At 70.7% G+C, this 12,014-nt stretch carries 13 protein-coding genes; 12 read left to right on the top strand and 1 reads right to left on the bottom strand.

All coding sequences use genetic code 11. The features are described 5' to 3' along the window. The 12 genes from AB0I32_RS13245 to AB0I32_RS13190 form a co-directional block, all read left to right on the top strand. A partial coding sequence (locus AB0I32_RS13245; RefSeq protein WP_357506585.1) for a collagen-like protein occupies positions 1-1,341 on the top strand: 1,341 nt, incomplete at its 5' end. A 114-nt stretch (positions 1,342-1,455) separates the two neighbouring features. Beyond that, positions 1,456-1,902 (top strand): hypothetical protein, encoded by a 447-nt coding sequence (locus AB0I32_RS13240; RefSeq protein ID WP_357506583.1) that lies wholly within the window; start codon positions 1,456-1,458, stop codon positions 1,900-1,902. Positions 1,903-2,011: 109 nt separating this feature from the next. After that, positions 2,012-2,833 (top strand): C40 family peptidase, encoded by an 822-nt coding sequence (locus AB0I32_RS13235; protein ID WP_357506581.1) that lies wholly within the window; start codon positions 2,012-2,014, stop codon positions 2,831-2,833. Between the two features lie 109 nt (positions 2,834-2,942). Beyond that, positions 2,943-3,401 (top strand): hypothetical protein, encoded by a 459-nt coding sequence (locus tag AB0I32_RS13230; RefSeq protein ID WP_357506579.1) that lies wholly within the window; start codon positions 2,943-2,945, stop codon positions 3,399-3,401. A gap of 101 nt (positions 3,402-3,502) precedes the next feature. Then, positions 3,503-4,072 (top strand): DUF305 domain-containing protein, encoded by a 570-nt coding sequence (locus tag AB0I32_RS13225; RefSeq protein WP_357506577.1) that lies wholly within the window; start codon positions 3,503-3,505, stop codon positions 4,070-4,072. 60 nt (positions 4,073-4,132) lie between these two features. Continuing rightward, positions 4,133-5,575 (top strand): copper resistance protein CopC, encoded by a 1,443-nt coding sequence (locus tag AB0I32_RS13220; protein WP_357506575.1) that lies wholly within the window; start codon positions 4,133-4,135, stop codon positions 5,573-5,575. 105 nt (positions 5,576-5,680) lie between these two features. Beyond that, entirely contained in the window at positions 5,681-6,367 is a 687-nt protein-coding gene (locus tag AB0I32_RS13215; RefSeq protein ID WP_357506573.1) for a PAS and ANTAR domain-containing protein, read from the top strand. Positions 6,368-6,514: 147 nt separating this feature from the next. After that, positions 6,515-7,168, top strand: coding sequence for a GAF and ANTAR domain-containing protein (locus AB0I32_RS13210; RefSeq protein ID WP_357506571.1), 654 nt, complete (start codon positions 6,515-6,517; stop codon positions 7,166-7,168). 169 nt (positions 7,169-7,337) lie between these two features. After that, a complete protein-coding gene (locus AB0I32_RS13205; RefSeq protein WP_357506569.1) occupies positions 7,338-8,015 on the top strand; it encodes a DUF6766 family protein in 678 nt (225 codons plus the stop codon). 56 nt (positions 8,016-8,071) lie between these two features. After that, the gene (locus AB0I32_RS13200; RefSeq protein ID WP_357506567.1) at positions 8,072-8,773 is read left to right on the top strand and encodes a GAF and ANTAR domain-containing protein; all 702 of its coding nucleotides are present in this window, start codon (positions 8,072-8,074) and stop codon (positions 8,771-8,773) included. 19 nt (positions 8,774-8,792) lie between these two features. Beyond that, positions 8,793-9,329, top strand: a complete 537-nt coding sequence (locus AB0I32_RS13195) for an AAA family ATPase (protein ID WP_357506565.1) — start codon at positions 8,793-8,795, stop codon at positions 9,327-9,329. A 135-nt stretch (positions 9,330-9,464) separates the two neighbouring features. After that, a complete protein-coding gene (locus tag AB0I32_RS13190) occupies positions 9,465-10,484 on the top strand; it encodes a DUF418 domain-containing protein (protein WP_357506563.1) in 1,020 nt (339 codons plus the stop codon). Between the two features lie 76 nt (positions 10,485-10,560). On the opposite strand, the gene eno is transcribed toward AB0I32_RS13190, so the two are convergent. Then, positions 10,561-11,868 carry a phosphopyruvate hydratase gene (eno, locus tag AB0I32_RS13185; RefSeq protein ID WP_357506561.1) on the bottom strand — a complete coding sequence of 436 codons (1,308 nt, stop codon included), beginning with the start codon at positions 11,866-11,868 and terminating at the stop codon, positions 10,561-10,563. Positions 11,869-12,014: the final 146 nt, after the last annotated feature.

Below are 12,014 nucleotides of genomic sequence, written 5' to 3'. Positions count from 1 at the left end.
CTCGCGATCACGGACGACCTCTTCCCCGACGGCTCGTTCACGGTCGACGAGCTGGCTCCCGGCGACAGCGAGGCGCACGAGTTCGAGATCGTCCTGGAGGAGGGCGGCCCGGACACGGTCGTGAACACGGCGTGCGGTGCCGCGGACGTCCCCGAGGACTCCGAGGTGCCCCCGACGATCAACTGCGACCCGGCAGGGCTGGAGGTGGAGGGCGACCCGACGCACACCAAGGAGCTGGTCTCGGCAACCCCGATCGGTGACGGTCAGTGGGAGGTCGTGTACGGGATCGACGTGAGCAACACCTCGACCATGCCGACGTCCTACACCCTGGACGACGAGCTGCACTTCGCGAAGGCGGCGACCATCGTCTCGGCCGAGGTGACCTCCTCTCCGGACGGGGTGACGCCGGCCGAACCCGCCTGGGACGGTCAGAAGAACCTGACCATCGCCTCCGCGGTGCCGCTGGCCGGCAACGAGGACGACGGCTACGAGCCGCACCGGTACGAGCTGACCGTGATCGCCGATGTCCCGCTGCAGGTGCCCGGTGCGGGCACGGCGGACGACCCGACCACGTGCGGCCCGGACGGTGACGACTCCGACACGGCGTTCAACAACACGTCCGCGATGACCGACCCGGCCGGCCAGGTCGAGGACGATCAGGCGTGTGCGCCGGTCCCGTCGATCGACATCACCAAGTCGGTGGTCGGCGACCCGGTCGCGGGCAAGGGCGGGAGCTGGACGATCACGTACGAGATCAAGGCCACCAACAGCGGTGCCGCCGACGGTAAGTACACGCTCACCGACCGTCTGCGGTTCGGCGCGGGTATCGACGTCACGTCCGCGGAGGTGACGGCCACGCCCCAGGGCGTGACCGCGGCGAAGTCGTGGACCGGTCAGGGTGTCGAGGGTGACGACGCGAACGTGGTCGCCTCCGGCGTGGACCTGCGTGCGGGAGCCACCCACACGTACCGGGTCGAGGTCCGGGCCACCGTTGACGGTGACGCCGCCGACGGGTCCACGTTCACGTGCCCCCGGTCCGGTTCCGGCAAGCCGGGCGGGTTCGCGAACACTGCCGGCATCGGTCACAACGACCTGACCGACAGCGCGGACGCGTGCGCCACTCCGAAGGAGCCCGGCAAGCCCGGTGACCCCGGCACACCGAACGAGCCCGGCACACCTGGCGCACCCGGCACTCCCGGCGCGCCCGGCACACCGAGCGACCCGCCGCCCCTCGCGATGACGGGCGCCGACATCGGGTGGATCGCCGGGGGAGCAGCGCTGCTGATCCTGCTCGGTGCCGCCGCGATGATCGTCTCGCGTCACCGCCGCACCATCGGCTGATGCCGTGACACCGGAAGCCCTGCCTACCGGCAGCCAGCTCGTAGGCAGGGCTTCCACCCATCACAGCGCATGGTTGCCTCCCAGCGTGTCCATTCCGTTACCCTGGGGCTCGCCATGAACCTGACACGTGCCGCCCGTTCGCCGCTCGCCGCTCCTCTGCGCGGGCTCGCGGGTGTCCTGACGGCCATGTTCCTCGCGCTCGTGGTCCTGGGCGTGCAGACCGTCTGCGGCATCCACCTGGACGACGCCGGTCACGGCACGTCCGCGTACAGCGCGGCGGGGCAGGCCACGGCGACCGCCCCGGACCAGGTCATCGGTGCGGCTCCCGGTCACCACGGCGAGGGCCACCACGGCGAGGGCCCGAACCATTGCGCTGAGGATCGCCCGGTGACCGCGCGGTCCGATCGGACCGTGTCGCCCTCGACAGACCTGGCAACGGCTCCGGCCCTCGCCATGCAGTGGCTGGTGCCCGAGATCGCGCACCACTGTCCGAAGGAGCCGGCGGGTCTGGCCGTAGCGGACGCGCCGTCGTTGCACGCCCTCGGGATCTCCCGGACGTAGACCACCACGTCCCGTCGACACCACCCCATCCAGGTGTCGACCGGTTCAGCGCGCCCCGAACCCGGGCCGCGCGTGTGGTTCTACTCCGATCCGAAAGGTCCCAGCTTCCATGGAGCCCAGCTTCACCCTGAACCCGGCCGTGCGCGGCCGTGGTCGTCACCGGGCGGCGCGCCGCCCCGTCCTGGCCGACGTCGCCCGGACCGCCACCGAGCAGGCCGCCGCGTTCGCCGGCCGCACCGCCGTGGCGGCAGCGGCCGGATCCGGCGTCCTGTTGTCCCTGGTGGCCCCGTCCGCCCAGGCGGCACCAGCCACAGAGGTCAGCTCGTCACTGGCCGGCAAGGCCGTCAGCGGCACGCTCAACACGACGGACCTCAACGCCCTGACCACCCAGGCCAAGGAGTCGGTCGCCGCCGCACCTGTCGTGACCGTCGCCACCGACGCCACGCTGAAGATCGAGACGGCCGCCGTCTCCGTGGTCTCCGCCGAGGAGAACGAGGAGTACCAGGCAGAGCTGGCCGCCGAGGCCGAAGCAGAGGCGGAGGCCGAGGCAGCCGCCGCTGCCGAAGCCGCTGCCGCCGTGGAGATCCCGGCGTCCGCCCAGGGATCGGCCATCGTGTCCATCGGGATGCGGTACCTCGGGGTGCCGTACCTGTGGGGTGGCGAGACCCCGGCCGGGATGGACTGCTCCGGGTTCACGTCCTACGTCTTCGCGCAGGTCGGGATCAACCTTCCCCGGACCTCGTCCGAGCAGCGGTACGCGGGGACCGAGGTGCCCTGGTCCCAGGCGCGGCCCGGTGACCTGCTCTGGTCGCCCGGCCACATCGCGATCTACGCCGGTGACGGCATGCAGATCGAGGCACCGGTACCGGGCAAGTCCGTCCGGTACACCCAGGTCTGGCAGTCCAACCCGGTGGTCCTGCGCGTTGGCTGACCTACCCGGCGCGAGGGGCGGACGCCGCGCCGCCCCTCGCGCCGGCACCGGGTGGCGCGGTCCGCGACCGCGGTCTCATCCCCCTCGGCGGTGGGATAGCCTCCGTGCCGTGCGCGTGATCTCGCTTCTTCGTTCGACGGTCGCCGGGCCTCGCCGGCGCCCGGTCGGCGTGCTGGCGATCCTGACGGTGATCGTCGGCGTGGTCATCATGCACTCGATGAGCGGGTCACCGACCAGGCACTCGCACGCCGTGCCCCACGAGGGCCCCGTGGTCGTCGCGGAGCAGGTCACGGCAGCCGCCACCGCCGTCGTCGTCAGACCGGTGGCGGAGGCGCTGGGTGGCCACGGCGAACAGGGCACGGGCGACTGCGAGGGATGTTGCGGCGACGGCATCGCCACCGCGATGTGCCTCATGATCCTCGTCGCGCTCCTGGCCCTGGTCGTGCCCGCACGCCGGCTGCTGTGGCGGGCCCCGCTCGAGCTCGCGATGTCCCTGACACCGGCGCTCGTCGGCGTCCGCGTCCTCACCGCTCCTTCCTTGCACGAGCTCTGCATCTCTCGGACGTAGACCCGGGTGCGGCGCTCACCCGCGCCGATCCGACAGCCCTGCCGTGCCCAGCGCGGCCGGGCCAGTGACTGCTACCCCGAGACGAGCTAGAGGAAGACCCCATGAAGCGCACCGTTATGTCTGTCATCGTCCTGGCCGGAGCACTCGCCCTCGCGGGCTGCTCGGGCGAGGAGCCCACGCAGGACACCGCGACCGTTGCCGGCGAGCACGCGGAGCACAACGACGCGGACGTCATGTTCGCGCAGATGATGATCCCGCACCACGAGCAGGCGATCGAGATGGCCGACGTCGTCCTGGCCAAGCCCGAGGTCGACCCCCAGGTCACCGGCCTCGCCGAGCAGATCAAGGCCGCCCAGGCGCCCGAGATCGAGGAGCTCGGCCAGTGGCTGGACACCTGGGGTGCCGAGCGCACCGCTGAGCACTCGGGCCACGCCGGGATGAGCGGCATGATGTCCGAGGAGGACATGCAGGCGCTCGCCGGCGCCGCAGGTCCCGAGGCGAACCGGCTGTTCCTGGAGCAGATGATCGCGCACCACCAGGGTGCGGTCGAGATGGCGCAGACCGAGATCGAGTCCGGTCAGGACACGGCCGCGGTCGAGATGGCGCAGACGATCGTCGACACGCAGCAGGCCGAGATCGCGACGATGGAGGACCTCCTCGCCTCGATGTGACCCTCCGGTGGTGCGCCGGCACACGCCGGCGCACCACTCCTGCTGTGAAGGAGTCCGCACATGCGCCGAACCTCGCGCTCCGGCGCGGTCGTGATCCGGGCGGCCTTCGGGCTGCTCGCGGCGCTCGTGCTCGCGCTGTGGTGCGCGCCGTCCGCCACCGCACACACCCGGCTCGAGTCCTCCGCACCCGCCGCCGGGTCGACGTCGGACACTCCCGTCACCGAGGTCACGCTGCGGTTCACGCTGCCGGTGAGCCTGCTCGGCGAGGGGATCGTGATCGAGGGACCGGACGGCGCCGTCGTGGCCGACGTCGCCGGGGCAGAGGACGGCGTCGCCCTGGTGGCGACACCGTCCGAGGCGCTGACCGCCGGCGACTACACGGTCACCTGGACGGCGGCGGCCCAGGACGGCCACCCGCTGGAGGGCACCTTCGGCTTCGTCGTCGCGGGCCCGGACCCGAGCCAGCCGGCGGCCGGAGGCGCAGGAACGCCGTCGGCGGGCGCGGGCCCCGGTGCGGATCACGACATGAGCGGCATGGACCATGACATGGACCATGACATGGGCCACGAGCCGTCAGCGATGGACAGCCCAGCGACCGATGTCGCGGGGGCGGCCGCCCGGCTCGGCAGCGCGGTCACGCTCTGGAGCGGGCTGGTCGCAGCCGGTGCTCTGGCATTCACGGCCTTCGTGCTCCGCGGGCGCGACGAGGCGGACGCGCCGGTGGTGCTGCGGCTCGCTCGCTGGGCGGGCGTACTGATCCTCGGCGGACTTGTCGTCCGGGTGCTGGCCGGATCGGTGCTCGTCGCCCACGGCGACCTCGCCGCGGCTGTCTCACCGTCGGCCATCTCTGGCTCGCTCACCGGCACCACCCTCCGGGAGGTCGGCCTCCAGGCTGCCGGAGCCATCGCGCTCGCGGTGGGCGCTCGGCGGACCTTGCGCGGTTCGTGGCTCGCCGTGATCGGTGCCGTGCTGGTGGGTGCCGGGCACGTGCTCGGCGGCCACAGCAACACCGTCGAGCCACGATGGCTCGTCGTGACCGCCGACGTCGCGCACCTCGCGGCCGCGGCCACGTGGGTGGGCGGCGTCGTCTCGATGGGCCTCCTGCTGCGCGCCCGGCACCGGGACGGGCACGACCTCGACGCCGCGCTGATGGCCGCTCGCTTCTCCGTCGTGGCGGCCCTCTCCGTCACGGTGGTCGGCGTGGCCGGTGTGGTGCTGGCGGTCGGCATCATCGATCGCCCGGAGCAGCTCTGGCAGAGCACCTGGGGGCTGCTCCTGCTGGCCAAGGTCGGCGTCGTCCTGGTGGTCGGCGTGATCGGCACGTACAACCACTTCCGCGTCGTGCCGAGACTCACGGCACGACGCCGGGGGGTGGTGCGGCATGCCGGACGCTCCCGCAGGGCGGGCACCATGCTGCTGCGCAGCGCAGGACGCGAGACCACCCTGATGGTCGTGATCGTGCTGCTCACGGCCTGGCTGGTCGCCGCGTCGGTCCAGGACTGAGCCCGTCCGCCGGCGCGGTCCCGTTCCAGGCTAGGGTGACCACCACCAGGTCCCGTGCCCTCAGGAAGGGCATCGGCCGTACGACTCGCCCCGCAGAGGACCTCCGTGAACTCCACACCCGAGCCCGGCCAGCCACCGCTGGACAGCGACATCGAGAAGGCGCTCGCAGGGGGTGCCAGGCCGCCGGTCGGGCGTTACCGGCTCGACCTGGCCACAGGTGAGTGGGCGTGGTCGGACGAGGTGTACGTGATGCACGGCTTCGAGCCGGGCGACATCGTGCCGACGACGCCCCTGATGCTCGCGCACAAGCACCCTGACGACCGCGCTCGGGTCGACGGCATGCTGCGGCGAGCGGCGGAGACAGGGCAGCCGTTCAGCTCGGTGCATCGCATCGTGGACGCCGCAGGAAAGACCCGCACGCTCGCCGTGACCGGCCAGGGGCGGCGTGACCCCGTCACCGGTGAGGTGACCGAGCTGTTCGGGTACTTCATCGACGTCACCAAGGCGCAACGGGAGGCGGCGGCGCGCGAGGCGTCGGCCTCGATCCAGGCGTCGTCGGAGCGGCGGTCGGTCATCGAGCAGGCCAAGGGCGTCCTCATGGTCATCCATGGCATCGAGGAGGAGACCGCGTTCGACCAGCTGCGCGAGGCGTCCAATCAGTCGAACATCCCGCTACGGGACATCGCCTACTCCCTGGTGCAGCTGTTCTCCGGGCCGGACGTCACGGTGTTCCCCACGAGTGAAGCCATCGACCAGTTCTTGGCCGACCCGATCCGCCCGGACGACCTCTGACGCTCCGGCGGTCCGGCAGCGCCACCGAGCGGCGTGGCGACCACTCTGTTCTCGCGTCTCCGGCACGGTGACAAAGCGGACGATGCGACTGGGGAGTCATGGTGCGAGAGTGAGGGTGGGGGCAACGGAGGTGACGCACGAATGGACGTGCCGCAACTTCTGAGCCTGCTCGCGTGCTCTCTCGCGAAGGACACCGTCCGTCCGTGGGCGATGCGGCTGTGCGAGGCATGTGTCGACGCCCTCGGCGCGCAAGGCGGAGCTCTTACTGTCCTGGGCGGGCCGGGCGAGCGAGTCGCCGTCAGCACACCAGGGGCGTTCGAGGACCTCGAACCACTGCAGGAGGTCCTGGGCGAGGGGCCGGTGCCTCAGGCCATGGCCGAGGACCAGCCGGTGGTCACACGCCTCGGCACGGTGGTGGACGAGTATCCCGTCTTCTCCCAGCTGGCCGGTCCGGTCGGCGGCGAGGTGACGCTGTACGCGGTGCCGATGCGGGCGGGCGGTCACGTCGTCGGGGTGCTCAGTCTCTATGTGACGGATGATCCGCAGGCCCGCAGTGCGCAGGACCTGCGGTTCCTCGCCGACATCGTCGGGGCGTCCCTGCTCGGGGACACCGAGCTGCCTGACGGGTCGGAGCGAGCCTGGCTTCATCGGGCAGCCGGAATGGTCATCGCCCAGCTGGGGATAGGCGTCGAGGATGCGTTGGCGGTGATCCGGGCGAATGCCTTCTCGCGATCCACGAGCCTGCGGTCCGTCGCGGAGGACGTGCTCGAACGACGTCTGACGTTCTCTCTCGACGAATAGCAGCTAGCGTGACCGCTAGGACGAGATGGTGCGAGGAAGGGCGGGGGATGGGCAACAACCAGAAGAGTGGTGGTTCGCGAGGTATGGCGGCCATGTTCTGGATACTGATCTCGCTCATCGTGGTGGGCCTTGCCCTCATGATCGTCCTGCCGTTGGCCGGGCGATGAGCATGCGCAGAGCAGTTCGCGACAACGGGCTCAGCCTCGCGTTTCTCGGGATCTTTCTCCTGACGCTCGTCGGGCAGTCGTTCGCCGGGCACGCCTATGACAACGAGCAGCTGACGCAGCACGGCGAGGCGCCGGTCGGCTACCTCGACTACATCAGCTCGTCCAGCTTCCTGGTGGACGTCGCCGAGAACTGGCAGTCCGAGTTCCTGCAGTTCTTCGTGTTCATCCTCGCGACGGTCTGGCTGGTGCAGCGTGGCTCGCCGGAGTCGAAGAAGCCGGGCGACGAGGGCGTCGGCTCGGACGAGGAGCAGTACGTCGGCGAGTACGCACGACCCGACTCCCCGGCCTGGGCGCGTGTGCGCGGTGCTCGGCTCTGGCTCTACTCCAACTCTCTCCTGCTGGTCATGGGCGGGATCTTCCTGCTGTCGTGGCTGGCCCAGTCGCTCGCCGGGCACGTCGTGGCCAACGAGGAGGCCGCAAGCCACGGCGTCCCCGCGCAGACGTGGTTGGAGTACGTGGGATCGCCGGAGTTCTGGAACCGCACGCTGCAGAACTGGCAGTCCGAGTTCCTGGCCGTCGGCGCCATGGTGACGTTCTCGATCTACCTGCGTCAGCGAGGATCGAGCGAGTCCAAACCGGTGGGTACGCCGCACCGCACCACCAGCGTCGAGGCGGAATAGCCGCGTTTGACCGGTCGGCGCGGTGACAAAACAGGCAGTGCGACTGAAAAGTTGTGATGCAAGAGTGGGGGTGGGGGCAGGGGAGGTGTGGACCGATGAACCCACCGGAACTCTTGAGCAGGCTCGTACGGAATCTCGCCGAGACCGACGACGGCCGTCCGTTGCTGACGCGGCTGTGTGAGGCGTGCGTCGATACCTTTCAGGCGCAGGGTGGGGCACTGACTGTCTCGGCAGGCCGGGGAGAACAAGCCGCCGTCAGCACGCCAGGTGTGTTCGAAGACCTCGAGCCGCTCCAGGAGGTGCTGGGCGAGGGTCCGGTGCACCAGGCCATGGCCGATGACCGGGTGGTGGCCGTGCGCATCGGTTCGTTGGTGGACGAGTACCCGGTCTTCTCCCAGCTGACCGGAGCGGTCGGTGGCGAGGCGACGCTCTACGCGGTCCCGATGCGCGGGGAAGGCCGTGTCGTCGGGGCGCTCAGCATGTACGTGACCGCTGACCCGCGGGCACGTAGCTCGGAGGACCTGCAGTTCGTGGCCGACGCCGTCGGGACGATCCTGCTGGGGAACGCCGAGCTGCTCGACTGGTCCGAGAGAAGCCCGTTCCACCTGGCCACCGGGATGGTCGTCGCCCAGCTGGGGATCGGCCCCGACGATGCGTCCGCGATGATCCGTGCGCATGCCTTCTCGAGGTCGACGAGCCTGCTGTCCGCGGCTCAGGACGTGCTCGAACGTCGCGTGACGTTCTCGTACGACGACTAGGCCATGGCACGATCAGCCGGTGAGTGACAGGACGCAGGACGACGCGCATCCCCGGCTGGTGATGATCAGCGGACCGATCGCATCGGGCAAGAGCACCCTGGCCGGAGAGCTGGCCCGGCTGTTGCGCCAGGAGGGCTTCTCGGTCGCGCTCACCGACCTCGACACCGTCGCGGAGATGGCGCTGCCGACGCTGCCGAGCTGGGACTGGGCTCATGGGATCCACGCGCAGCTGGTCGGCGCCTGGCTGAGGACCGGCGTCGACATCGTGGTCGACGAGGGCACCTCGGACCCGGCCGAGGTGCAGCAGGTGCTCGACCAGGTGCCTGAGCGCATCAACGTCTTCCACGTGGTGCTGACCGCCGACTTCGATGCGTCCCTCGCTCGGGCGATGGCCGACTCCGGACGCGGGCTCAGCCAGGACCCCACCTTTCTCCGCGGTGATCACGAGGCCTACGCGCAGCGCCTGCCGCACCTGCCGAGCAGCCTTCGGCTGCACGTCGAGGGGCAGGAGCCCGCGGCGCTGGCACGCGAGGTCCTCGCCCGTCTCCTACGGTGAGGAACGCGTGGTTCCGGGAGGGCCGACCCCTGACCGACGGGGCGCGGCGCACAGGGTTTACCCGTAGCTCGTGACGGCCGAACCTGGGCCCGTGGGTTGACGACCGGCGGACGCCGGATCGCTTGGATGGCAAGCATGAGCACAACCACTGCACTCGCAGCGGCTCCGCGGGCAGAGACGCGGCAGCGCTGGCACTTCATCGACTCGCTGCGCGGGTTCGCGGTTCTCGGGATCCTGCTGGTCAACGCGATCGACATCATCAGCCCCGGGATGGACCGCCTCCTGGCGGGCGGCGCCATCGTCCCGGACCCGGTGCAGGACGCACTCTTCCTCACGGTCCAGACCCGCTTCGTGCCGATCTTCGTCTTCCTGTTCGGCATGAGCCTGTGGATGGTGCTGGACGGCGCCCGCAACCGGTCTCGGCGCCCGGGGCTGGTGCTGGTCCGCCGGCTGCTCGGGCTCGCTGCGATCGGCGGGCTCCTCATGCTGGTCTACCCCGGCAACGTGCTCCTGGAGTACGCGGTCTTCGGTCTGCTGATCCTGCCGGTCGTCTACTTCGCGCCGCGCTGGGTCGCCCTTGGAGCCGGCGTCGCGCTCACGGGCGTGGCATACGCCATGTTCGGCGGAGGACTTGCCGCCACCCCGGGCCTCGTCCTGCTCGGCGCGGGTGCTGCGGCCTTTGGCCTGCCCCGCGTCCTCGAGACGTCGCGCAAGGCGGTCGCCATCGCGTTCGCCCTCGCCGCCGTGCTGACCGTGCCTGCCCTGATCTGGCAGGTGACGACCGCTCCCGGGGACCCGCGGTTCACGAACCCGGGCGGTGTCGCGGGCCTGGTCATGGCCGTCCTGTACGTCACAGGTCTGGCGCTGCTGTGGCACACGCCCGCCCGGCGTGTGATCGCCGCGGTGTTCGAGCCGCTGGGCCGGATGGCGCTGACGAACTACGTCGGAGCGGCGATCGTGATGGCTCTGGCCGCCCAGCTCGTGGACTTCGGCCAGATGACGAGCGTGACGCCCGTCGTCGTGCTCTCGCTCGTGGTGATCGCCGTGCAGTCCGTGCTGAGCCGGCTCTGGCTCAGGTACTTCGTCTACGGTCCGGTCGAGTGGCTGTGGCGCAGCGTCACCTGGCTGCGGCCCGCGGCCCTGCGCCGGTCCTGATCACGCCCGATCACTTCGTGTCGCGGACGGCGTTCGGCCGCCGGCCACGGACGGTACCGCGGCCGGCGGCCTGTGCTCACGACCGGGGCAGCGCCGAGCGGCCCGCGTAGCGCGCCGCGTCGCCCAGCTCCTCCTCGATCCGGATCAGCTGGTTGTACTTCGCCGTGCGGTCCGAGCGTGAGAGCGAGCCGGTCTTGATCTGGCCGCAGCCGGTCGCCACCGCGAGGTCGGCGATGGTCGTGTCCTCGGTCTCGCCCGACCGGTGCGACATGACCACCGTCCAGCCTGCCTGGTGGGCGGTGGCCACCGTGGCCAGTGCCTCGGTGAGGGTCCCGATCTGGTTGACCTTGACCAGCACCGAGTTGCCGACGCCGGTGCGGATTCCCTCGCGCAGCAGCGCCTCGTTGGTGCAGAAGACGTCGTCACCCGTGAGCTGGCAGCGGTCGCCGACGCGGGCGGTCAGCTCGCGCCAGCCGTCCAGGTCGTTCTCCGCCATCGGGTCCTCGATCGAGACGACCGGGTAGGCGTCGATGAGCCCCGCCAGGTAGTCGGCGTGCTCGGAGGGTGTGCGGCGCACTCCTTCGCCCGCGTAGTCGTAGACGCCGTCGCGGAAGAACTCCGACGACGCCGGGTCCATGACCAGGCCGATGTCCGTGCCGGGGCGGTAGCCCGTGCGCTCGATGGCGGCCAGCACGAAGTCCAGCGCCTCCTCGGCGGTCCGCAGCGCGGGTGCGAACCCGCCCTCGTCGCCGACGCCCGTGGAGTGGCCGGCCGCTAGCAGGTCGCTGCGCAGGGTGTGGAAGACCTCGCTGCCCATGCGGACCGCCTCGGCGAAGGTGTCCGCTCCCAGGGGCGCGATGATGAACTCCTGGAAGTCCAGCGGGTTGTCGGCGTGCGCGCCGCCGTTGACGATGTTCATCATCGGCAGCGGCAGGAGGTTCGCGTCGGGGCCGCCGAGGTAGCGGTACAGCGGCTCGTCGGCGGCTGCGGCGGCGGCCTTGGCGGCGGCGAGCGAGACGCCGAGGATCGCGTTGGCGCCCAGCCGGGACTTCGTGGCGGTGCCGTCCAGGGCGACCAGCGCCGCGTCGAGACCCGCCTGGTCCGTCGCGTCCCGGCCGCGCACCGCTGCCGCGATCTCCCCGTTGACGTGGGTCACCGCCCGGTCGACGCCCTTGCCGTGCCAGCGCGCGGGGTCGCCGTCGCGCAGTTCCACCGCCTCCCGGGTGCCGGTGGAGGCACCCGACGGGACTGCCGCGCGCCCCAGTGATCCGTCCGCCAGGACGACGTCGACCTCGACGGTCGGATTGCCCCGGCTGTCGATGATCCGGCGGGCGATGACGCTCTCGATAGCGGTGTTGCTCGTGCCAACTGCTCGTGCGGACATGGGAGTCCTTCCCGTTGTCGTGTGCCGTGCCCCGGCTGCGACAACGCTGGCGCTGAGCCCGACAACGCCGAACCATACAGCAAGACTGTACAGATTAGGTGTGCAGATCTGCTGTGCAGATATGCTGTGCAGTTGTGCTGGGCAGC

Origin of the sequence: Promicromonospora sp. NPDC050249 (assembly GCF_040656015.1) — a bacterium.
GTDB lineage: Bacteria > Actinomycetota > Actinomycetes > Actinomycetales > Cellulomonadaceae > Promicromonospora.
The sequence above is the reverse complement of the archived record's forward strand: the minus strand, read 5'-3'. Positions and strand labels throughout refer to the sequence as shown.

Bases quoted from the DNA above. Each gene is read 5' to 3' on its own strand.
- AB0I32_RS13240 (WP_357506583.1), top strand. From the start codon at position 1,456: ATGAACCTGACACGTGCCGCCCGTTCGCCGCTCGCCGCTCCTCTGCGC.
- AB0I32_RS13235 (WP_357506581.1), top strand. From the start codon at position 2,012: ATGGAGCCCAGCTTCACCCTGAACCCGGCCGTGCGCGGCCGTGGTCGT.
- AB0I32_RS13225 (WP_357506577.1), top strand. From the start codon at position 3,503: ATGAAGCGCACCGTTATGTCTGTCATCGTCCTGGCCGGAGCACTCGCC.
- AB0I32_RS13220 (WP_357506575.1), top strand. From the start codon at position 4,133: ATGCGCCGAACCTCGCGCTCCGGCGCGGTCGTGATCCGGGCGGCCTTC.
- AB0I32_RS13205 (WP_357506569.1), top strand. From the start codon at position 7,338: ATGCGCAGAGCAGTTCGCGACAACGGGCTCAGCCTCGCGTTTCTCGGG.
- AB0I32_RS13200 (WP_357506567.1), top strand. From the start codon at position 8,072: ATGCAAGAGTGGGGGTGGGGGCAGGGGAGGTGTGGACCGATGAACCCA.
- AB0I32_RS13190 (WP_357506563.1), top strand. From the start codon at position 9,465: ATGAGCACAACCACTGCACTCGCAGCGGCTCCGCGGGCAGAGACGCGG.
- eno (WP_357506561.1), bottom strand. From the start codon at position 11,868: ATGTCCGCACGAGCAGTTGGCACGAGCAACACCGCTATCGAGAGCGTC.